General features: G+C 64.7%; 18 protein-coding genes and 1 tRNA gene. 3 read left to right on the forward strand and 16 right to left on the reverse strand.

Features of this window, described 5'->3' with window-relative positions; translation table 11 throughout:
* The coding region (locus Q8O26_RS08260; protein WP_305575027.1) for a calcium-binding protein at nucleotides 1–1,420 on the reverse strand (1,420 nt) is incomplete at its 3' end.
* A 212-nt stretch (nucleotides 1,421–1,632) separates the two neighbouring features.
* A complete protein-coding gene (locus Q8O26_RS08265; protein ID WP_305575028.1) occupies nucleotides 1,633–4,389 on the reverse strand; it encodes a hypothetical protein in 2,757 nt (918 codons plus the stop codon).
* A 611-nt stretch (nucleotides 4,390–5,000) separates the two neighbouring features.
* Here Q8O26_RS08265 and Q8O26_RS08270 point away from each other — a divergent pair.
* Nucleotides 5,001–6,590 (forward strand): hypothetical protein, encoded by a 1,590-nt coding sequence (locus tag Q8O26_RS08270; RefSeq protein ID WP_305575029.1) that lies wholly within the window; start codon nucleotides 5,001–5,003, stop codon nucleotides 6,588–6,590.
* Between the two features lie 763 nt (nucleotides 6,591–7,353).
* Here the strand turns inward: Q8O26_RS08270 and Q8O26_RS08275 are convergent.
* Nucleotides 7,354–8,202, reverse strand: a complete 849-nt coding sequence (locus Q8O26_RS08275) for a DNA adenine methylase (protein ID WP_305575030.1) — start codon at nucleotides 8,200–8,202, stop codon at nucleotides 7,354–7,356.
* A 172-nt stretch (nucleotides 8,203–8,374) separates the two neighbouring features.
* Here Q8O26_RS08275 and Q8O26_RS08280 point away from each other — a divergent pair, with 172 nt between their 5' ends.
* Nucleotides 8,375–8,800, forward strand: a complete 426-nt coding sequence (locus tag Q8O26_RS08280; RefSeq protein WP_305575031.1) for a hypothetical protein — start codon at nucleotides 8,375–8,377, stop codon at nucleotides 8,798–8,800.
* A 100-nt stretch (nucleotides 8,801–8,900) separates the two neighbouring features.
* Here the strand turns inward: Q8O26_RS08280 and Q8O26_RS08285 are convergent, their stop codons facing one another.
* The 6 genes from Q8O26_RS08285 to Q8O26_RS08310 form a co-directional block, all read right to left on the reverse strand.
* Entirely contained in the window at nucleotides 8,901–9,479 is a 579-nt protein-coding gene (locus tag Q8O26_RS08285; RefSeq protein ID WP_305575032.1) for a hypothetical protein, read from the reverse strand.
* Nucleotides 9,480–12,238: 2,759 nt separating this feature from the next.
* Complete coding sequence (locus Q8O26_RS08290; RefSeq protein WP_305575033.1) at nucleotides 12,239–12,544, reverse strand: hypothetical protein; 306 nt, start codon at nucleotides 12,542–12,544, stop codon at nucleotides 12,239–12,241.
* A 125-nt stretch (nucleotides 12,545–12,669) separates the two neighbouring features.
* Nucleotides 12,670–12,924, reverse strand: a complete 255-nt coding sequence (locus tag Q8O26_RS08295; RefSeq protein ID WP_305575034.1) for a hypothetical protein — start codon at nucleotides 12,922–12,924, stop codon at nucleotides 12,670–12,672.
* A complete protein-coding gene (locus tag Q8O26_RS08300; protein ID WP_305575035.1) occupies nucleotides 12,924–13,784 on the reverse strand; it encodes an N-acetylmuramidase family protein in 861 nt (286 codons plus the stop codon). Before Q8O26_RS08300 ends, Q8O26_RS08295 begins: the two co-directional genes overlap by 1 nt.
* Nucleotides 13,781–13,930 carry a hypothetical protein gene (locus Q8O26_RS08305; RefSeq protein ID WP_305575036.1) on the reverse strand — a complete coding sequence of 50 codons (150 nt, stop codon included), beginning with the start codon at nucleotides 13,928–13,930 and terminating at the stop codon, nucleotides 13,781–13,783. The genes Q8O26_RS08300 and Q8O26_RS08305 overlap by 4 nt, the downstream gene beginning before the upstream one ends.
* 4 nt (nucleotides 13,931–13,934) lie before the next feature.
* A complete protein-coding gene (locus Q8O26_RS08310) occupies nucleotides 13,935–14,288 on the reverse strand; it encodes a hypothetical protein (RefSeq protein ID WP_305575037.1) in 354 nt (117 codons plus the stop codon).
* 75 nt (nucleotides 14,289–14,363) lie between these two features.
* Here Q8O26_RS08310 and Q8O26_RS08315 point away from each other — a divergent pair, with 75 nt between their 5' ends.
* Nucleotides 14,364–15,224, forward strand: coding sequence for a hypothetical protein (locus Q8O26_RS08315; RefSeq protein WP_305575038.1), 861 nt, complete (start codon nucleotides 14,364–14,366; stop codon nucleotides 15,222–15,224).
* Nucleotides 15,225–15,296: 72 nt separating this feature from the next.
* Here the strand turns inward: Q8O26_RS08315 and Q8O26_RS08320 are convergent.
* From Q8O26_RS08320 to Q8O26_RS08350, 7 genes are all read right to left on the reverse strand, one after another.
* Nucleotides 15,297–15,372 (reverse strand) — tRNA-Phe (locus Q8O26_RS08320).
* A gap of 214 nt (nucleotides 15,373–15,586) precedes the next feature.
* Nucleotides 15,587–16,174 carry a L,D-transpeptidase gene (locus Q8O26_RS08325; RefSeq protein ID WP_371134496.1) on the reverse strand — a complete coding sequence of 196 codons (588 nt, stop codon included), beginning with the start codon at nucleotides 16,172–16,174 and terminating at the stop codon, nucleotides 15,587–15,589.
* Nucleotides 16,175–16,208: 34 nt separating this feature from the next.
* Complete coding sequence (locus Q8O26_RS08330; protein WP_305575039.1) at nucleotides 16,209–16,562, reverse strand: hypothetical protein; 354 nt, start codon at nucleotides 16,560–16,562, stop codon at nucleotides 16,209–16,211.
* A gap of 230 nt (nucleotides 16,563–16,792) precedes the next feature.
* Nucleotides 16,793–17,515: a response regulator gene (locus tag Q8O26_RS08335; RefSeq protein WP_305575040.1), complete on the reverse strand. Its 723-nt coding sequence runs from the start codon at nucleotides 17,513–17,515 to the stop codon at nucleotides 16,793–16,795.
* On the reverse strand, nucleotides 17,512–19,287 hold the full coding sequence (locus tag Q8O26_RS08340; protein ID WP_305575041.1) for a DUF3369 domain-containing protein: 1,776 nt from the start codon (nucleotides 19,285–19,287) through the stop codon (nucleotides 17,512–17,514). The genes Q8O26_RS08335 and Q8O26_RS08340 overlap by 4 nt, the downstream gene beginning before the upstream one ends.
* Complete coding sequence (locus tag Q8O26_RS08345; RefSeq protein WP_305575042.1) at nucleotides 19,287–21,326, reverse strand: sensor histidine kinase; 2,040 nt, start codon at nucleotides 21,324–21,326, stop codon at nucleotides 19,287–19,289. Before Q8O26_RS08345 ends, Q8O26_RS08340 begins: the two co-directional genes overlap by 1 nt.
* On the reverse strand, nucleotides 21,326–22,327 hold the full coding sequence (locus Q8O26_RS08350) for a TRAP transporter substrate-binding protein (RefSeq protein WP_305575043.1): 1,002 nt from the start codon (nucleotides 22,325–22,327) through the stop codon (nucleotides 21,326–21,328). Before Q8O26_RS08350 ends, Q8O26_RS08345 begins: the two co-directional genes overlap by 1 nt.
* Nucleotides 22,328–22,479 lie beyond the last annotated feature (152 nt).

A 22,479-nucleotide genomic window follows, 5' to 3' on the forward strand; every position in this document is an offset into this window, starting at 1 on the left:
CGGAGACCTGGGTGAAGACCTGGCCGTTCGAGACGAAGGACCGGACGAAGTAGTTCGACCGAGCCCCCTCCCACAGCGCGGTGTCGTAGCCCGCACCGCCATCCATGTTGTCGTTGCCGGCCGCGCCCGACATCGTGTCGCCGCCGATCTCGCCGAACAGCATGTCATGGCCGGCCCCACCCGCCATGGTATCGTTGCCGTCGCCGCCGAACATGACGTCATCGCCGCCGAGGCCGAACATCGTGTCGTTGCCGCCGAAGCCGGAGATCTGGTCGCCGCGGAAATCGTTGCCATAGAGCGTGTTGGCGTTGACGTCGCCCGAGACCACGCCGTCGCGCGGGTCGAGAATGCGCGTGAAGACGCCCGTGCCGGAGCCATCGGCCGCGGCCGTGCCGGCCCAGGTCACTGCGATGCGGCCATCCGGGAGCGTCGACACGTCGACCACGTTAGAGTTCACAACGGAGTCGGCGATGCGGATGCGGACACCCTCCGTGACTCCGAGGCTGTTGAAGGCCTGCGCCACCACGGACCCCGCCGTGGTGCGGTAGACCACGACGAAGCCGCCCTCCTGCGTCGCCGCGACGGCAGCCACATCACCGCTGGTGGCGTCCAGCGCCACCAGGAACTCCGACCCGATCCTGTTGCCCGCGGAGTCGACGATCTGTCCGCGTAGCGCCGCACCGTCCGACCAGATAACGACGTGGTCCTGCGTGGTGAGCAGCGCAACTGGCGAGAACACTTGAAATCCCGTCGTCGTGGTATTGACCGTGACCTCCGCCGTCGGCGAGCCGCCGGTGAGCGAGAAGCGCCGTGCCTGGATGTCGCCACTGTTGGCAGAGCCATCAAACCAGGTCACGAGGATGTTGCTGGCCGTGGCGGAGAGATAAGGCGTGCTTTGGCTCGACCCCGCCAGGTTGTCCACCACGATCTCGCCGCCGACGACCCCCGCGCCCGAGATGACGCGCAGCGCGACGTCACGTTCACCCACGGTCTGCGACGCATAGACCAGGGCATAGGTGTTGTTGGCGAGCCCGATGACGTCGAACGGAACGGAGGTGAAGGCAAAGGCATTGCTGGTGACGACCATCGGCCCCCCATCCAGCGCGCCGTTCGCCTGGAAACGCTGAAGCGAGATCTCCGGGCCCGACGACATCCAGGCAACGGCGTAACGCCCATCGGGCAGGACGGCGATCTGAGGGCTGCCGCTGCTGCCGGTAGCCGTGCCGATGGTCGTCTCGCTACCGACCGGGGTCCCGAAGGCGTCGAAGCGCTGGATGCGGACAACTTCGGGATTGGGGCCGATGTCGGTCCAGGCCACCACCGTTCCGCCATCGGGCAGCACCGCGATGGTGGGCTCGAACTGAGAGCCTGATGTCGTCGTGTTGGCGAGGCGCTCCTGGTTCCAGAAGGTGATCGGCATCGGCGTTCCCTTTCGGTAGCGGCCAGGAGCGGCCGGAGGCGCATGGGCCGTCGCGGTCCAGCATCAGCCTTGGTTCCCTTACGGCAGACTCAGTGGCGAATGTTTCCGGGCGATGTCATGACCGCGTTTGCGCGCATGTCGCCACGCGCTGTCGCCGCGCCAAATGGGCGCCACCATGGCCGTTCATCCAGCGGGAAAATGGCCAGGCGTCCTCACGCCACCGCCAGCCACTGCGTGCCGAGCGCGCCTGAGACCGTGCCCCACCCGCCGAAGGCGCCGGCGTTCATGTCGGCGAAGTAGGTGGTGCCGTTGGACTGGTTCTGGACGATGACGTCGCGCCAGCCGTCATTGTCGACATCCGCCGAGCCGCGCACGTCCCAGCCGGCGAGACCGTTGGCCACCACGCCCCAGCCTGAATTGGAGCCGCCGAGCATGTTGACCCACCAGATGTCGGACGTGCTGGTGTTGCGGAAGACCACGTCGGCAAAGCCATCACCGTTGATATCGGCGGATTCCCGTGCCACCCACGGGGATCCCACGGCGCCGGAGACGAAGCCCCACTGGCTGTTGGCGACATCACGATAGTAGGTGGTGCCGTCGGCGATGTTCTGGACGAGGACATCCGAGGCGCCGTCGCGGTTGAAGTCGCCGAGCCCGACGGTGCGCCAGCCCGTGCCGAGATTGGGCCCGAGCACCCAGCCGCCGAAGGTGCCGCCGGCATTCATGTCGGCGATATAGTTGATGCCGGTGGCGGTATCACGCACCAGCACGTCGGCGGTGCCGTCGCGGGTGACGTCGCCGGAGGCGATCGCCTGGAAGGCGCTGGTGAGCCCCGTGCTGACCACGCCCCAGACCGGAGCGCCGGAGGCGATGTTCACCGTGTAGATCGACCCCGTGTTGGTGTCCTGCACCAGCGTGTCGGCCCGCCCGTCGCCGGTGAAGTCGTCGCTGCCGACGAGCCGCCAGCCGGCGGGCAGCGATCCCAGCACGTTGGCGAAGCCGGATCCGGTGCCAGCGGTCATGTTCTGGAAGATGATCTGGCCGGTGGCGCTGTTCTGGAACAGCACGTCGTCGAAATAGGACCCGTCCATGTTCGACGAAAGGTTTTGCTGAACGCCGGCGAGCCCAAAGGCACCGCCGCCAAAGCCAAGAGCCTCGACACCGGCAAGCGTGTCGATCCCATCGGTTCCCGCGATTGCCGTCACCTGCGTGGAGAATTGGCCATTCGAAAAGACGGTCCGCACGTAGTAGCTCGCTCGATCGAGCGAAAAGAGCGCGGCGTCGCTGCCCGCGCCCCCGTCGATAATGTCGTTGCCGCCCCCCCCCGTGAAGAGGTCGGCATCGTCACCTCCAGTTAGTCTATCGTTTCCAAGGCCGCCGCTGAGCATGTCAGCTCCGGCGCTGCCAGAAATGATGTCGTCGCGCGACCCACCAATAACGTGCATCGACCCGAACTGTCCGGAATTCTGCCCAAGTTGCAGGACCGCAGCAGCTGTAGAGGTCGGCCTCAATATCACGGAGGAACTGGTAGCCGTCACAAACATAGCCGAGGCGGAGAAATCCGCTTCAAGACGCTCGAAGCTAAAGAACGTTGCAAATCCTCGCGACGGGCTGTCCACAAGGAGGCGATCCGTGCCGGCACCGCCAAGGATGGTGGAACCATTGCCGGAAACGGACACGTTCCCGCCACTACCACGAAGGTCGAATACATCATCCCCCGCAGTCAAGCGCAGATCACTAAACGCCTCGAAACCAGACACCGAGGTCAACCCGTTCGCATTGCTCCCAACGAGCTGCTGTCCGGCCGCCACAGTGAAAGTCACCGGCCCTGCCAATGCCGTAAGGTCGAGCGTGAGTACATCTCTCCCTTCGCCACCGATCAGTGTGTCACCGATCCCTCCCGACATGGTGTCATTGCCACCGCCACCGTTGAGCACATCCGCACCGGCGCTACCCGAAATGAAGTCGTCGCTCGACCCGCCGATGACATTCATTGAGCCGATCGTGCCCGAATACTGCCCCAGTTGCAGGACCGCAGCTGCTACGGAGGTCGGCCTTAAGCTCACGGAGGAACTGGTAGCCGTCACAAACAACGCCGAGTTCGAAAAATCTGCTTCAAGACGCTCGAAGTCAAAGAACGTCGCAAAGCCTCGCGACGAGCTGTCCACCATCAGCAGATCCGTGCCTGCACCGCCCGTGATGTTAGAGCTATTGCCGGAGACGGACACGTTCCCACCGCTACCGCGCAAGTCGAATACATCGTTTCCGGCCGTCAAGCGCAGGTCGCTGAAAATTTCGAACCCAGACACTGAGGTCAGGCCGCTTCCGGTGTTCGCTATTAGTTGCTGTGCACCCGCCACGGTGAACGTCACTGGGCCTGCCAGCGTCGTCAGGTCCAGGCTCAGGGTATCCCTACCCTCGCCACCAATCAGCGTATGGCCGATGCGGCCTGTCATGAAGTCGTTGCCGCCGCCTCCATCAGCCGTACCGCCAGATAAAAAGTATAGAACCCCGCCCGAGGACCTTGGCGTCAAATCCACATAGTCTGTTTCGCCTGTTCCCGTATAATAATAGGACATCCCATTGATGTATGATGCCATATTTACAACCGGAGATAGATTTGGAAGCGACCCCGGATTTGACTCCAGAACGTAACTTCCACTATCGCTGAAAACTACATCATCAAAATCCAATGTGAATTCGGGCGATAGACGTATGTACTCGACGGTGTATGCCCAGCTCCAGTTTACTCGATAATCTGTATCGATAATTGCGCCAGATGTATTACGTTCATAAATTTCAGTTACAGTTTGACTTTCTACAAAAGACCCAACCGCCACCGGCGTTCCCGAAGCCAAAAGACCGGCTAGATTAGCCCCATAGCCGTTCCAAATGCTGTTGTTGAACATGCTCCAGTACGTCTGTCCGTCGTTGTTTGCGTCGATGGCGGTGATGCGTAGCTGGGTCATTCATGAGGCTCCGGAGAGTTATACGCAGCGGTATAGCGCGCTTGGTGAAACCAAAAGGGGCGACATTTAGTCGCTCGCTCATGAAGCGCAGCGTTTCATTCAGCGGGACAAATTCCCAGAGATGCCGACGGCGGAGGAGCTGACAGCTCCCTTTACAACCACCGGCAGCGATAGTGTCACGGAGATCTCGAACACCATATGCGGCTCACTAGGGGACTCATAGAAGTCAGTAGTTTCAAAGGGGTAGACTGTCGGCCGCAGTACCAGTTTTCCTGATGTGTTCGCGGCCCTTGTCTACTGACAGGTCGCGACCAGCCCGCGCGCTCGCGTATCTCAGGTGAAAACTTGTTCGCGGTCTCGTTCGATATGGCTCCATCCCACTTGGAAGTTGGAGCCTACGGCAGACCCGGCGCGGTCAACCATGGCCCGGGCGAGATCGAGGATGGCCTTCTCACCCCTGGTAAGGCTGTAGAGATTGCACACGCTGCCGTCGACCGTCTGAACCAGTAAGGAAGAAGACTGATAAGCGCACGTAACCGTTGCGACGACAAGAAATTCGGCGCCAACTCGCTGCTGATGAACGGTCAACGTTCACTTCGGGGAGCGACGCAATGTTCATTCGCAGTCTTTTGGTCGGCCTTCTTGCTACCTTGGCCACGCCGACCTTGGCGCAGACCTCCTATCCCGCGCCTTGCGACAACACCTATTGCGTCGGGGACCTCACCAGACCCGATTCAGTCAGGAACAGCGAAGCGGTCAGCCGAGGCTTCAACGTCTCGCGCGTGACAGGCGCGCCGCTAGACCCGACCAAACTGTATGTCATCTCGGTCACTTCGACGGCCTCCCGAGACGCGACGCCGTTGGTGCGGCAGGGGCTCTTCACGAATCAAACGACATACCTTTCGCTGAACATCTTCTTTGACACGGATGCGCCTGGGGTGGTTGTGCCAGCCAACCCGGCAAGGATCGCGGTCTCCCCCTACACGATGAGCAAAGATGCCAGCGGGGCAACTATCCGCATTGAGGAAATGAGCGCCGTCCGCTTCGTAACCCGAGGCGACCTGCGCCGCCTTCGGGTGGAAGTGGCCTCAGTCGAGGACACCGCACCCAACGACACCACCAAGGCGCTCAAGCTGTTCCTCTCGCTGCTATCGCCCATCAACGCGCTCTTGAACGTCGGCTCCGGAACCTTCTTCGGCAAGCTCGCCGCACAGGGCTCCAGCATCACGTCGGTGGTGAACGATCTCTCCGCCGCCCAATCAGCCAAGGTGACAAGGACGGGATCGACCGCCCTCAATATCCGTCCGCGCGGCGTCACCACCTACACGATTAGTTCCCCGATCTCCCAAACCACGATCTCGATTCAAGCGGTGGCCTCATTGGGCGAGGTCCTGAACAACGACGCTCTCTACCCCCAGATCCGCAGCGTCATGGACCTCCTCGCTGACACCAAAGTCGGGAATGACCTGGCCGCGTGTTCGCGCATCGCAGGGGATCTGGGGCTGGAGTATGCGGGCCTTGCACTGACCGACAAGGCTCTGATCCTCGGCTATGTCGGCACAAGGCGCGCCGGCGACAATGTGTTCGCCAAACTGGATTGTGTCGGCGAGGACCTGGTTCAGCGCAGTGAAGTTCAGACCGCTCTGATTGGCGCGCGCTACAATGCGGGCCTCGTGCGAGCGAGGATCGATCGCGCTGGCATAGACGACTATCTCAGGCAGCGCGAAGTTGGAGATTTTTTCGAAACACTCGCGGCGGACTACATGGCTGCTGCAGGGGCCACTGATGGAGATCGTGCGGCAAGGACCGCGACGGTCCTGCAGCATTTCGATCCGTCCATCGCGCTGTCAGACCCTCCCCGAACTCTGGGCCTCCCCGCAGCCCAAGTGAGCTCTCAAGAGTTAGTCCAGGCGATGATCGGATCCGGAATTTATTGGCTTGGCTGCAGGTCGTCCGTTCCTCTACGGCCGGGATATGCACACTTCATTGCAGGATTGCCGAGAGAACCGCGGCCGGAGGCCAATGGGGCCGCTGGTGCCAACTTCCCTCTTGCAGACGTAAGAGGGATTCAGCTGGCGTTGGCTAAGCGAGACAACCGGCACGTGATCTCCTCGCTCTTCATAACGCGTTCACCTTCTGCGACCGGCAGCTTTCACAGCCAGCGGTGCCACCCAGATGCGAAGGCCATCGGCCCCAGCTGATGGAGGCTAAACGCAGAGAACGTCGCCTCCAGCGGCGGCACCCGCCGGGAGGGACCAGGATTGGGCAGCGGACGTAACGCCCCTTCGGGATAGCGAGCCGGCGTGACAGGCCCCACAATTCACCTGCAGTCGCCGGCAGGGGTAAAAGACCCGTCGCGCCGACGCGGGCCATAAAAGCTATCGATTACCAACCGCCTAGACGGGCCTCGCCGTTACCAATAACCTTTAACAAGCGCTTACTAGGTGAGGGGTTCAGATGCCGGTCACATGCCCACACTGCAAGTCTGAAAAAGTCAAACTGGACAAGAGTGCCAGTGGCCTTGGAATAATGGTGGGAGGATCATTGGGCGTGGGAGCAAGCATGGCAAAAGGTGCTACGGTTGGCATGGTAGCTGGCGGACCTGCTGGAGCATTAATCGGGGGAGCTGTCGGCTGGCTTGCAGGAGCCGTTGCAGGCCAGCAAATAGGAAAATACATAGACGAAGAGCGCAGCATGTACGCTTGCAGTGATTGCGGAAAAAACTTCAAGGAATAGTTAGTCTAAGACACTATCCCCTAGGCCAAGGTCGTCGCCGAGGCGCGGAGGAAGGCACCGCTGCGAATGCCCATACGCGCGCGAATGAATTGGCAGTCGCCGCCTCAAACCTACGCGCTGAGCCTCGGGGCCCACAACCAAAAGTTATGCTAAACGAAATCTCGATCTCGGCTGCTTGGCTGACGGAAACGATCTTCGCGATAGTCGACGCGATGGCGGAAGAGGCAATCAGTCAAACAGCCCCAACGTCGCCGCCTCTCGCGGAAGACCCTTCGACGCCACGATGATCTCCTTCGCCGACGTCCCCTGCCCGCCGGCGATGGTGTACGTCAGGTCCACACCCTCGATATCGAAGGCAGCGAAGGCCTCGCGGGTACCGGGCACGTCGTTGACGGATAGGATGAAGCGGCCGGCGATGCCGGCGAGCTGGGCCGCCAGGCGCGCGAAGTCCTCGCGGCCGAAGACGCCGGCGCCATAGTCGGTCTCGTTGCCCCAATAGGGTGGGTCGAGATAGAAGAGTGTGTCAGGCGTGTCATAGCGCGCGATGAGATCGGCATAGGGCAGCCGCTCGACGATCACGCCGGCGAGGCGCTCGTGCAGCTCGTCGAGGATGGGCGCCAGGCGGCCGACGTCGAAGCGGCCGGGCGTGCCGGGCGAGACGCCGAAGCTGCGGCCGGCGACCTTGCCGCCATAGGCCGTGCGCTGGAGATAGAGGAACCGGGCGGCGCGTTCGAGGTCCGTCAGGGTCGACGGATCGGTGGCCATCAGCCGCTCGAACTCGGCGCGGCCCGTGACGCGCCAGCGCAGCATGTCCATGAACGGCTCATAGTGGCGCTGGAGGATCCTGTAGAAGGTCGCGACGTCGCCGGAGATGTCGTTGATGACCTCGCATTTCGGCGCGCGCTCCCGGCGCAGGAAGACGCCGCCCATGCCGATGAAGGGCTCGGCATAGGTCTCATGTGGCACGGCCGCGATCATGGCGACGAGGCGCCGCGCCAGCTGCTTCTTGCCGCCGATATAGGCCGCGGCGGGGTGGACCGGGCGCACCCGGCGGGTCGAGTCATTCACAGGGATCATTGAGAACATTCCGGGAACGATATAGCGTCCGCCTGCGCACCGGTGCGTACGGCGGGTCGCTTTCACGGAACGTGGTCAGGCGACGCGGGGATGGCTTGCCGGCTTGTCCCGCGGTGGGTGGCGCTCGCGCGCCGCCGCCCCGCCTGCCCGGTCACGATGTCAGGGCAGAGCGATGGGCGGAAAGGTCGACCACCCGTTCAAGGTGGAGGTCTGGGAGGGCGACAAGGTCGCCGAGACGCTGGCGGTGGCCGGCAGCGTCATCGTCGCCGGCGCGGCCTATGAGGCGGCCGTCGGCGAGCGGCCCGGCCGGGTAGTGACCCTGCGCCACGGCGCGCGCGTCATCCGGACGAACGAACCTGCGAAGCCGCCGCCGGCAACGCCGCCCACCATCGGACAGCTGCGGGCCCTCGGCGTTACGGGCGTCCGGCTCTGGTGCGTCGGCTGCGGCCGGCACGCCGTCCTGACCTGGGAGGCCCTGAAGGCGCGTGACGAGGAGCCCTTCCCCACTGCGGGTCACCGCCCGGCCTGCACAGCCTGCGGCGGGCGGCAGGTGCAGCGGATGCCAGATTGGCCGCGACAAGGAAACAACGCGAAATGAAGACCGATCGTCTGACCGTTCGGGTTCCGCTCGTCGGCTTCGTGCCATCGCGGGCGCCTGTCCTCGGCCAGGAAAGTCGCTGCGTCTCCTCCGCTCAGCCCTATTGAAGCCGGCCGGCCAGAGCCAAAAGGTACGTCTGTATTTCAGCGGCCGGCTGAGACCCGACTAGGAAGCCACAGCGCAGCGATTCTGCTCTGTATTCTGCGAGGAAATGATCCGTGAGGACGCCCAGGCCCAAGCGCCGGGCGATCTCCTGCTCTAGTGCCAACAATCGCGGCAGGTAATTTCTCTGAAAATCAGCTGTCTCGCGATCTCTCTTGTGTTTCTCATCGCTCATGTACTGCTGGAGTTGCTCACTATATTTCTCGGGGTTTGTTCCCATTAATGCTGGCAACGGAGACCGTCCAGCATCCCTGCGCAGATCGAACTGGAACACCTCGGTGCAGACTTCGATGATCTTCTCGCGGAGTTCGGAGGGCGATAGGCGAGGAATGGAAGCCACAAAATCGGGAACGTCGGCCAGTCGTTCAGCCAGCTTCTCCCTGATATCCTTGAAGTGGGGCTCGTAGGAATCAAGTCTGCTTTGCAAGGCCGCCAGCGCGAACTGGTTTTCCTCCGACTTTCTTGCAGTGCGAGCACCGATGAACCATGTGATGAGGCACGCGGCAAGAGCACCCATGACAGCGCCTCGCATCGCTCCTGAAGTGACGCCCCTGTCGTACATTGCCCATATGGCCCAGATTGAGCCGAGGGACGCAGTTATCGCCGCCCCAATGGCCGAGACATTGAACCAATGACTGAGTTTCATCGCCAGCACCCCGTGGACGCAAAATCCTGCGACGGTAGCGTGAAAATGAACAGGCCCCGCGCTGCTCTCTCGCGCCTGGCCAACTAGACAAGCAGGAGGGAGGTCCCCGCCCTCCGGCGGATACGCCAAAGCCAGGACGGGCGGAGCAGGCGCAGGATCTATTCGGAGCCTGCGGTGGGGGCGGGTCGGAAAGCCGGCCCAGGGCCTCGGCCAGGAAGGCGGCAAACTGCGCCGCCATGCGCGGCGCGAAGACCCGCTCGATCTCGATGGCATCGGCGGGGATGCTGACGCCGACCACGCCGCCCCCCCCGCGGGCCGTGGCGAGCTGCACCTTGAGCGGCGGGGCTGTCACCGCGTCGGCACCCCGGTCTTGGCCGTGAAGGCGATCTGAAAGCTGATCCAGAGGATGCCCCGAAGCCCGGCCATCACAGCCAGGATGGCAACACCACCAACCTTGGCGGCACCGCCATCGAAGGCCTTGCGCCAGCGTCGGATGAACCCGCACCCGAATATCCCCCGACAGAGCCCTCGCCAAGCCTGCCGGCCTCTCAACCGGCGGACAGTCTGCATCAGCCCTATGGCGAACTGGGAGTTTCTGACGATTCAGTCCGCTAGAAATCTGCCTTCAGCAACGAGGCAGATCGCGAACTTGCACACGACGTCCCAGTGCGTAGATTAGAAGTCGCGACCGGGGCTCCTCAATCCTAAACCCCGGCCTCAAACCCGAGGGATCACCCCGCCTTAAACGAAGTTCGAAAGGCAAAATGATGTTTTCCCGGAGACTGAATGCTAATAAATGGCTGAGAGGGTCTCTGTTATTTATTGTATTCGCTTCTTGTATATCAATTTCACTATTTCCTGCATTTGCACAGAGTACGGATTTCGCACGAAAGACATTGCTAACGCCAATTTCTTCATTTGGGGGAATCAGGACCTACGTTCACTGGAATGAGCAAACGTGTGCGAGATCTATTGATATATATGCATATGTTTACTCCAAGAAAATCGCAGAAACAATAATCTCTGATGAAACCCTGCGAACAGCATTCGCTCCAATCTTTATTTATGGACCACGCGTAGGCCGCGATGGGGCTTTCGGATGTGAGTTTAAGTGGCGTGACTTTGATGAGAGAAGAAATATTTCTTCTTTAAACATGCTAGAAATAAATCTTCATTTATACTACAGTACGACAAGTCTTATCAGAGCGAAATTATCTCGTCGCATGGGCGCCAATAGAAACGTCCTAAGTGTTGTAGATAGCAGCACTGTTCGAGAAGGGCAGCGTCCGTTCCGGTCCCTTTTGAGTGAAAGTCCATTGAAAGATGCGGCGCTTCCAGCTTTGGAGCTGCTTTGGAGCCAAGGATCAATAAACAATGGGAATCGAGAACGTGGCTTGCAAATGATCAGAGACCTTGGGCCTTCCTTCGTGCATTTTCTAACGCAAATTGAAAATCCACTTGTTCACATGGAAGACATAGAGGCCGCACGGCAGTTTCCGTTTCTCCTAAACTTGGCGTATTTAGATTGAAGAAAGATGCTCGGGAGAAAGAAAATGCAAAGGGGCGGCTTTTTTTCAGTCTTTATCATCTGGTCCTTTCTAAGCCTTCACGGGTTGGTGGGTGAAACAAAAGCCCAAACCGGAATCGTGACGTCGCCGTCGAGTCAGGCTGCAAGAGAGCAGTTCGTCGAGAAATTCAGGCCTGAAATTCCATTGGATCGTCAAGGCGAGTTGCTTGCGGACTTACGGAGATGGGCTCGTGCGGGAGATAGTGAATCTCAGTTTATGCTTGGGGTTGTGCTGAAGAAGCACGGGGCGGATGCTCAGAGCCGACAAGAATCAACGAGCTGGCTTGCTCGTGCGGGCGAACAAGAGCATCCTGAGGCTCGCGTCGAGTTGGCCTTGTCGATTATCGCGGGTCTTGTTCAAGCACCCACGAGCTCGTTCGCGCGGTCTCTCCTAGAGAATTCCCGTAGCCATACGGGCCGAGCTCAGCTCGCCCTTGGGATCATGGCATTGGAGCGCGCACGCACAGTAACGGGGTCAGCGCTCCTTCGCGATTCTGCTTACACTTATGCTGTTCGCTTGTTTGACCAGGCTGGGAATGGGTCTGACCAGACACTGAAGCCGATATCAGTGGACTTCATCCGTCGGGCACAACAAGAGAAGGCTGCTGCCGAACGGGCCGATAGGGATATGATGATCGCAATTATTGCGGGCGTCGCCGCTGCGGTGATTTTAGCACCTCGCAGTCGAGGCGCTTCCAGTTCACAATCGGGCTATCGAGGACCGGACCCGTGCGCTCAAGCACGAATGTGGGTTCAAGCTGACCGTAGTTATGCACCTGTGGTAGGCCTTTTTGGCTGTAATCCATACTGGTGATATTGCCCTGCCGCAGCGTTTGGTAGAGGCCACCCAGATGATCCCATTTTCAGATGGCGGCCTTTTGTTTTGCGCTCGTAAATGCAGGACTATCGAAGACATCCCCCGTCCCGGGCCATGTGTTAGACCCGCCCGAGAGGGCCATCACAATCGAGGGAACGAACTCAAGGCAAGATAACAACCTGGACAACGTCTCCAGCCACAAGGGTTAGCGGGCCGCGGCGAACTGCACCTTGTGGGGCCCGGCCTTCACCGCGTCGGCACGCCGGTCTTGGCCGTGACGGCAAGCTGGAAGCCGAGCCACAGGATGCCGAGCGCGCCGGCCACGATGGCGAGGATGATGGCCCCGCCCACCTTCGCCGCCGCGCCCTCGACGGCCCGCCGCCACTTGCGGATGAACATGAAATCCGCCCGCGCCTCGTCGACCAGTTGCGGCTCGTCATTGCGAAGCCCGAGGTCATGGAAAGCCCGCTGCACGGCCTTTTCGCAGGCCTTCTCGATCAGCTTTTCGAGCTCGTCGCAGCACAGGGTGACGACACGATCCTTGCCCGTCATGTCAGCCTCCCTGCGGGGCCTGCCAGCCGCAGGCGGCTTGGCCGGAGCGGTTATGGGCCGTCACCTCGCGGCGGGTCTGCGGCGTGTCCTGGACGCTGGAGGTGATGGGCCGGAAGATCCGGCACTCACCTGTCACCGTCGCGGGTCCAGCCGTCGCGCAGGCACTGAGGCTCATGGCGAGCACAGGCAAGATCATGAGCCTCACGGGCTTTGCGAGCGGCATCGGACGCCTCCTGATTGGTCCGGTTGACATCGGAGAGCACTTCACGCCTGCCCTCATTTTTCACGCCCTCGCGGACCTGCCAGACGGCAAGGCCAGCAAGGAGGACGAGACCGCCGATCCCGGCAGCCTTCCATGGGAAAGGGATCAGGGACCACATCACGCGGCCTCCTCATCCATCCGGCGCTTGCGCCAGAACCAGATGGCCGCGGCGATCGCCACCAGCGCCACCAGCGCCAGCGTGACCGGGTTCATCAGCGCCTCGGCAAGGCCCGTCGCGGTGTCGGAGGCTTCCTTCACCTGCTTGCCGATTTCGGCAGCGGCGGTGACGGAGGCGATGGCCCCGCCGGCCACCGCCGCATTGCCTTCCTTCGAGGTCGCCATGGTCCGCGCCGGCGCCTCGGCCTGCGCCTCGCGGGCGACGGGCGGCGCCGGCCGCGCCTCCCATTTGCGCCAGGCGGCGCGGATCTTGGTGTGGTAGCCGTCGCGGGCGAAGCCGGCGCCATTGTATCGGCGCGCAAAGGTCTCGGCCTCGCCGCGCTTGAGCGCGCCGATCAGGCCCCATTTGCGAATGAGCGCCCCCATCGCGCGCAGCTGCTCGGTCTCCGAGCGCATGGCCGCCTCGACCATGGCCTGCGCCGACCGGTAGCCGGCATCGGCGAAGTTGAAGCCCATGATCTGCCCGCGCCCCCAGGAGGCGGATTCCAGCGCCGCGACCGGGTCGATCTCATAGGCGATGGCGAGGCGCGGATAGCTGTCGGCGGGATATTCGCCGCGCCCGGGCCGGTTCTTCTGCGCCACGCCGCGGCGAACGGCCTCGTCGCGCCTGTTGGCCCGCACGCGCTTGTAGAAATGGTGCGGCTCGAACAGCATGGCCGGCCGGCCCTGGCGGTCATAGGGGCCGCGGGGCGCCTCGATCTCGACCACGCCGCGCAGCCGGGCATAGGGCACACCCAGCTCGGCCGCGATGACGGCGATCGAGGCCTCGGTGGCGCGGATGGCTTCACCCTGGAAGTTCATGCCCGGTCCTTTCCCGTTATGGTTAGGCGGAGGAAATCGACGGCGAACACCGCCAGCCCGGCGCCCATGGCGAGGCCGGCGAAGACGACAAGCGCCATCAGCGGCGGCTCGGTGACGAGCGCCTGGGTGATGTCGAGGGGCGGCATCGGGTCACGCCGGCCAGGCGATCGCCGGCAGCTCGGCGACGAAGGCGGCGACCGTCGGCAGCGGCCGTTCGCCGGCCTGCACCTTGGCCAGCTCGGCATAGGCGTAGGTCCAGACAGCGGTGCGCCAGGCCTTGGCAGCGGCGCCCTCGGCGCCGAAAACCGGGTCGCCGTCATAGCTGGCGGCCGACAGGATGCTGGAATAGCCGCGCCCGGAGACGACGACGACGAGGCGCGGCTTGACGCCTGCCGCCGCTACAATGCCGAGGCGCTGGAATGGCTCTGCGGTGATACCGAGCGCTCGTCGAAGCCCGTCTTCGACGGCACGATCGGCTCGGTAGCGCGCCTGTTCCAGACCCACCCGCAGAGCCCCTACGCAACGAAGCGGCGGGCCACCCAGATCTTCTACGACCGCTACATCCGGAAGCTCGCCTATGTGGCGAAGCGCCGGATCGACAGCATCGACGGCCTGGATGTCCAGCGCTGGTATGAGAAGTGGTCAGAGCCCAAGACGCCTGGCGCGCCAAAGCGCCTGCGCGAGGGAAAGGGCTGCATCCAGACCCTGCGTCGCGTCGTCTCCTTCGCCGTGACCCTCCGGTTGAAGGGGGCCACGGATCTCGCCGCGGTCCTCGCCGAAATGCGCTTTGAGACGCCGCCGGCTCGGACCTCGGCCTTTAGCGCCGAGCACCTCGCGGCGCTTGTGCCTGCCGCCCTTGCCGCTGGCCGGCCCTCGCTGGCCCTTGCCGTCGCGCTGCAGTTCGAGACCATGCTGCGGCAGAAGGACGTGATCGGCGAATGGGTGCCGGCGACGGAAGAGGGTGGCATCACCCGACCAGGTCTTCGCGGCCTCACCTGGCGCTCACAATGGGCATTGGACTGGACCCAGATCGATCGCGAACTGGTCATGCGCAAGCCGACGTCGAAGTCGAACGGCAAGCGCGTCGCCGTCCATGACCTGAAGCTGATGCCGACAACGTTTGCCCTGATCGCCGCCATCCCACGCGAGCAGAGAATTGGGCCGGTCGTGGCCGACGAAGAGACCGGCCAGCCCTACTTAAGAGAGCGCTTCGTCAGGCAGTTCCGCGCGATTGCCGACGCCGCGGGCATTCCGGCGGGCGTCTGGAATATGGACTCCCGCGCCGGCGCCCTCACCGAGGCACGCGAGGCTGGTGTCGTGGTCGATGACCTCATGCCTGCAGCGACGCATAACGAACGACGGACAACGCTGGGCTATGTGCGGAACGACCTCCCGGCGACGCAGCGCGTAGCCAGAGCCCGATTTGGCGACCAGAACTAGGCGTGATCAAGTGTTTCCAACGCTATTTCCAACGCCGTCCAACACACGATGCGCTAAGTGTTTGAAAAAAAATGGTGCCCGGGGACGGAGTCGAACCGCCGACACTGCGATTTTCAGTCGCATGCTCTACCAGCTGAGCTACCCGGGCGACCGCAGCATGTGACCGTCTCACGACGATCAGCAGCAGTGCGGGCCGGCTTATAGAGGCTCCCGCGGGGGCTGTCCACCCTCTCCCTGCCGGGTGATCCACAGGCCCGGCGCGGCGGCAGCGGGAGGCTGTTGCGGGCCGCAAGAAAAAGCCCCGACGGCGAGGCCATCGGGGCGAGGTGGAGGTCATGCGGGATGCACGGCAGGAGAGGAGTTCAGCGCAGGACGACGACCCGCGTGCCGACGCGGACGCGGTCGTAGAGGTCGACGACATCCTCGTTGAGCATGCGGATGCAGCCGGAGGAGACGGCCTGGCCGATCGTGTGCGGCTCGTTGGAGCCGTGGATGCGATAGAGCGAGGAGCCCAGATAGAGGGCGCGGGCGCCGAGCGGGTTGTCCGGACCACCGGCCATGAAGCGCGGAAGGTCGGGGCGACGCTGCAGCATCTGCACGGGCGGGCGCCAGTCCGGCCATTCCTGCTTGCGGGTGATGGTGGGGCTGCCGGCCCATTCGAAACCGGGGCGGCCGACGCCGATGCCGTAGCGCATGGCGCGGCCGTCGGCGAGGACGAGATAGAGGCGGCGCTCGGCGGTGTTGACCACCACGGTACCGGGCGCATAGGCGCCCTGGAAGGCGACGATCTCGCGCGGGATTGCGGGGGCGCGGGCCGTCGCGGCATGGGGCCGGGCGATCAGCGGCTCGCGGGTGTCGGGATCGAACATGATCGTCTGGGCGAAGGGATTGGCGGAGGCGGCCGAGGCGGCGAGCGACAGGGCGGCGGCGAGGACGAGGCGGCGGTTCATGGCGGGCTCCGGACGGGCGGGAGAGTTGAGTGGATCAGCGGCTGGTCTGGTCGAGGGCGACCAGGCGAACGGGGCGCCGGTGCTCGCCCTGCGGCGAGGTCTGGCAGCTCTGCGGGATGTGCGGCCAGGCGAAGCGGGCGCAGTCGCCGTCGAGGGTGGCGGCGCGGCGCGGCGCGGCGTCGAGGCGGTTGCGGAACCGGTCGAAAGCCCTGTGGGCGTGATCGATGTCATCGGCCGTGTGGGACACGGCGAGGGCGGCGCTCGACACCGCGGCGCGGCCGTCGGGAGCGATCACCACGGCCAGGGCGAGGCCGAGAGCCGCCACACCGCCGAGAGCCAGAAACTGCGATATCCGGTTCATCTGCCATCCCCCATCACGGCCCTCCATGGGCCGGTCTCCCCTCTGTGTCGTGGCGGCGGCCGAAAAGGTTCATCGGCTCGGTGCGCCCGGCGTCATCGGGTTGAAGAGAACCTAGGGGCGAGGATTTTCATGGTGGTGTCTCGCGGGGCGGGCCCGCGTTTCAATGTTGCACGGCCTGTTTCAAGCCTTTCCCGCCGGTGTCGGCATCCCGCGGCGATTGTTGCGGGAAGGTGGCCATTGTTTCCGGCGACCGGGATTCAGCCCTTCTCGCCCTCGGGCATGAACATGTAGCCGGCGCCGCGCACGGTGCGGATATAGACGGGGGCGTCGGCGTCGGGCTCGATCTTGCGGCGGATGCGGGTGATGCGCACGTCGATGGCGCGATCGAAGGCCTCGGGGTCGCGGGCGCCGGCGAGATCGAGCAGGCGGTCACGCGACAGGACCCGGCGCGGATTATCGGCGAAGGCCTTCAAAAGGTTGAACTCGGAGCCGGTCAGGGGATGCTCGGCCCCGGCATCGTCGCGCAGCACCTGGGCGCCGAGGTCGAGGATCCTGGTGCCGAAGCGCACGAGATCGCGGGTTCCGCCCGCCCCGGCCGGCCGGGCCGGCGCCACGGCGCGGCGCAGCAGAGAGCGGATCCGCGCCAGCAATTCGCGCAGCTCGCACGGCTTGGCGAGATAGTCGTCGGCGCCGAAGTCGAGGCCGGCGATGCGGTCGTCGGGGCTGGCGGTGGCGGTCAGCATGATCACCGGCACGGGCAGCCGCTGCTTCAGGTCGCGCAGGATGGTGAGCCCGTCCTCCCCGGGCATGTTGAGGTCCAGCACGACGATGGCCGGCCGCTCCGCCTCCAGCGCCCGGCGCAGCGCCGCGCCGCCGTCGCAGAGCGTCACCCGGAAGCCGTGCATCTTGAGATAGTCGCCGACCATGTCGCGGGCGGCGGCCTCGTCGTCGACGACGATGACGAGCTGGCCGGCGATCATGACGGGCCGCGCTGCACGAGGGGCGGCAGCGTGAAGGCGAAGGTCGCGCCGCTGCCGGGACCGTTGTCCGTGGCGGTGATGCGGCCGCCGTGCAGTTCGACGATGCGCCGGCAGATGAACAGGCCGAGGCCGGTCGAGCTCTCGCCCCCGGTCGGCTTGGCGGAGAGGCGCTGGAAGCGCCCGAACAGGCGCTGCTCGTCCTCCAGCGTCAGGCCGGGGCCGGAATCGCTGACCGCGATCCGCAGACCCGCCTCGCTGGCGGCGAGCGATACGCTGATGCGGCCGCCGGGCGGCGAGTATTTCACGGCATTGGAGACGAGGTTGTCGATCGCCTCGCGCAGCCGGTCGGGATCGGCGCGGCCGGGCAGCGCGTCCGGCCCGCTGTAGACGAGCATCTGGCCCTTGCGTTCGGCCAGCGGCGCATTGGCGTCGATCACCGCGCCGACGATGGCGGCGGCGTCGATGTCGGCGAGGCGCAGCACGATGTCCTCGGCGTCGAGCATGGCGTCGTTGATCAGTTCGTCGACCATCGAGGTCATGCGCGCGACGGAGGCGCGGATCTGCTCGATCTGGCTGCGGGCGCGGTCGATGTTCGGCGGATCGAGGCAGAGCCATTCGTTCATCATCTCGGAGCGGCCGAGAATGACGCCGAGCGGGTTCTTCAGGTCATGGGCGACGGTGCCGAGCACATCGGCCTTGTGGTCGTTGGTGCGCTTCAGGCGCTGCCACTGGGCCGTCAGCCGCTCGTTGGCGAGGGTGAGCTGGCGGGTGCGGTCGGCGACGCGCCGCTCGAGGGTGGCGTTGGCGGCCTGCAGCTGCTCGTAGAGGATGACATTGTCGAAGGCGGTGGAGAGGCGGCCGCAGAAGACCGCGACCAGGGTCTGGTCGGTGTCAGAGAGCGGCCGGTCGGAGGTCAGCGCGACGACGACCTCGCGGCCGCTGGAGGTCTTGATGTAGAGGGCGGTCTCGGTCGCCTCGAAGGCATGGCGGCGGCGCTCGAAGGCGCGCTGGACGAGCTGGTCCATCGCGGCGTCGAGGAGGGCGGCGCCACCGGCCGCAACCGGGGCGTAGACGCCCGAGCCGGCCAGCACGGCGAAATGGTCGCGGCCATCCTCGCGCAGCACCAGGATGCCCTCGCAGGAGGCCTGGACCAGCCCGGCGATCTGGGTGAGCACGCCGGCGGCGAGCTTCTTGATGGATTTCAGGTCGAAGAGCTCGGAGGCCGCCTCGACGATCAGTTCGAGGCCGCGCCGGGTCTCCACCAGGCGCATCAGCTGCTGGTAGGAGCGGATGGCGGCGGTGAGCGACGTGAAGAGCTTGTCGCCGGTCAGCTCGGTCTTCGCCTTGTAGTCATTGATGTCGTAGTCGACGATCACCTGCCGCTCGGGCGCCTGGCCAGGCTGGCCGGTGCGCAGGATGATGCGCACCGTGTCGTTCTTCAGCTCCTTGCGGATATACTCGACCAGGTCGAGGCCGGCCCCGTCGCTCTCCATGACGACGTCGAGCAGCACCACCGCCATGTCGGGATGGCGGGCCAGCAGCGTGCGGCCCTCGGCGGCGGAGAAGGCGGAATAGAGGTCGAGCCTGTGGCCGGCCAGCTGGTAGTCGGACAGCGCATATTTGGTGCCGGAATGGATCGCGGCATCGTCGTCGATGATGGCGACCTTCCAGCGGCCTGCTTCGGTTACGGCGTCGCCGGGGCCATCGTCGAGGATCGCGACGAGATCGTCGTCGTCCTCGGGTCGCGGCGCATCCTGGTTCGGGTCGGACATCATGCAGGTTCCTGCCGGTCGCCGGGCTCCTGCGGCGCGGTCAGCGGCAGGACGATGCGGAAGCTGGTGCCGACGCCCGGCGTCGACGCCAGCGAGATACGCCCGCCGAGGCGGCGTGTCACGATGTTGAAGACGATATTGAGACCGAGCCCGGTACCGCCCTGCCCGCGCCGCGTGGTGAAGAAGGGATCATAGGCCTGACGCTGCACCTCGGCGTTCATGCCCATGCCGTCGTCGCGGAAGGTCATGACGACGTGGTCGCCCTCCGGCACCGCCTCGATGACGAAGGTCCCCGGACGGCCGTCCGGGAATGCATGGGTCAGCGCATTGATGAAGAGGTTGGTGACCACCTGCCCGTAGGGGCCGGGATAGCTGTCGAGGACGATGTCGGGCGGGACATGGACCTCCAGCTTGACCGGCGCCCGCCTGAGCGTCGGCCGCAGGCTGGCGACGATCTGGTCGGTGGCCTCGGCCAGGTTGAAATGGCGCCGGTCGGCATGGCTGCGGTCGACAGCCACCTGCTTGAAGGCCTGCACCATCTCGCCGGCGCGCTGGAGATTGAGCGAGAGCTGGCTCGCGGCCTCGCGGCTGCCCCGGACGAATTCGTTGAGGCGCGAGCGGCGCAGCTCGCCGCGCTCCACCTCGCCGGCGAATTCGTCGATGCGGCGCGACAGCGTCGAGGCGACCGTCAGGGAAATGCCGATGGGATTGTTGACCTCGTGGGCGACGCCGGCGACGAGGCCGCCGAGGGCGGCGAGCTTCTCCGCCTCGACCAGGCTCTGCTGCGTCTCGCGCAGGTGATCGAGCGCGGTCTCGGCGCGGTCCTTGGCGGCGACGAGATCCTGCTCGGCCCGCTGCTTCTCGATGGCGTTCTGGCGGAACACCTCCACCGCCCGCGCCATGCGACCGATATCGTCGGTGGTGGTGAGGCCGGAGGGCGGGCGTTCGAGATCGCCGGCGACGATGGCGTTCATGCTGCCGGCGAGGTCGTCCAGCGGCACGCGGATGGACCTGGCGATGAGGGTCCAGACGATCGCCGCGATGACGAGGAAGATGCCGGCGATCCCGGCCGCCTGGACGAAGACGATGCGCAGCGTCTGGTCGAGCCGCTGCTGGGCCGCGTCCTCCTTGGCGCGCACCCGATCGGCCACCTCCTGGATCACGGTGGCCATCACCGCCTGGTTGCCGTCGATCTCGACCTGCAGCAGGCGGTTCTGCATGCCGAGAACCTGGATCATCCGGCCGAACCCGGCCCGCAGCGCATTGGTGCGCTGGGCGAGCGTCGTCAGCGCGGCACGCTGGAAATCGGTCTCCGCGAGATCGACCATGACGGGCGCCGTCTGCCGGATCACCTCGATCGACCGCGAGGCCTCCTGCTGCGCCTGCACCGACTGGGTCAGGTAATAGTCGTTGATGGCGACCAGGAAGACGGAAAAGGCCTCGCGCGACTTGGCGAGCGAGGGCCCGACGAGGGCGGCGCGGTCGGCCATGGCGGTCTCGACCACGGCATAGAGCTGGGACAGTTCGCTCGCCGGCTTGCGGATCTCGTTCTCGTAGATGGAGGAAATGGTCTCTCGCACGCTGCGCAGCTCGTCGAAACCCAGCATGAAGCGCTCGGTGACATTGGTGACCGAGCGCGCCGGGTTCTTCAGCGCGAGGTCGATCTCCTGCTCGATGGCGAGCTTGGCCAGCAGGGCCTTCCGCCGCTGCTCGATCTCGTTCAGCACCGCTTCGTTGGGCAGGGCGAAATAGCGGTGGATGAGGGTCTGCAGGCGGCCCGCATCATTCTCGATCGCGGCGAGCAGCCGGTCGATGCGGCGTGCCTCCTGCAGGTCGCCCCAGGCCGAGCGGATGGCGCCGGCGCCGGAGGCGATCAGCAGCATGAGAAGGGAGATGAAGGCGAGGTTGAGGATCACGACGGTGACGATGCGCCAGCGCACCGGGATGCGCCGCAGCTGCTCGGAGGCCCTGTCGAGCCGGCCGCGGATCGTCCGCAACGTCGGCCGGACCGTCACCCGTCGTGCCGTGGTCGCATCCATCAGCGGGCCTGGCGGATGCGCGCCACCAGCGCGGCGAGAGGAGGATCGGCGGAGAACCGTTCGACGATGGGCCCGACCGCCCGCTCGAAGCCGTCGCGGTCCTCGAGGGTGACGACGGTGACCCCGGCGGCCTCGGCCTGGCGCCGCGAGGTCTGCTCGAGCTTCAGCCATTGCTCGCGCATGGCGCGGGCGGAATCGCGCGCCGCGCCGCGAAAAATCTCCCGGTCGGCGGCGGAGAGTTCGTCCCAGGCCTTGCGCGAGACCACCAGCACCTCGGGGCTCATCGTGTGCTCGGTCAGCGTGATGTGGCGCGCCGCCCGGTAGTGGTCGGTGGTGACATAGGACGGCCAGTTGTTCTCCGCCCCGTGGATGAGCCCGGTCGCGAGACTGACACTGACCTGGCCATAGGGCAGCGCGATGGGGTCGGCGCCGAGCGCGCGCATCATCTCGACCATCATGTCGGACTGCTGCACCCGGATGCGCAGGCCCTTGAGGTCCTCGACCCTGCGGATCGGCCTGACGGAATTGTAGATCGAGCGGGCGCCGGAATCGTAGAAGGCGAGCCCCACCAGGCCATAGCGCGCGAAACCCGCGAGGATGTCCTCGCCGACGGGGCCGTCCAGCACCCGGTGCAGGTGGTCGACCGAGCGGAACAGGAACGGCAGGGCGAGGATGTTGGCCTCGGGGATGAAGCTGGCCAGCGGCGCGACATTGGTGCGGTTGATGTCGATGGCGCCGATGCGCGTCTGCTCGATGGTTTCCTTCTCCTCGCCGAGCTGGCGGGAATGGAAGATGCGCAGCCGGTGACGGCCGCCGGTGCGCTCGGCGATGAGCGCGCCCATGAGCTCAACCGCCTTGACCGTGGGATAGTCGGCAGGCTGGGTGTCGGCGACGCGGAACTCGCGCGCCGCGAGGTCGCCCCCGCACGGCAGCAGCGCCAGAACGAAAGCCAGCGCGAGCGCCGACGCCCTGCCTGAAGCGATGCGAACCAACCCGCTCATGTCGAGCCCTTGCGCGTTCCGGGCGCCGCCGGAGGCTCCCCCCGAAATCATGCCACAGATTGCGCGCCCTTCGCCATCGCCGCTCCGGGCAGGGTGCGCGACCGTGCGTGCATGGTGAAGAGGACCGCTCTGTTTCATTTCCATGTCGTAGC

Origin of the sequence: Phreatobacter sp. (assembly GCF_030691135.1) — a bacterium.
GTDB lineage: Bacteria > Pseudomonadota > Alphaproteobacteria > Rhizobiales > Phreatobacteraceae > Phreatobacter.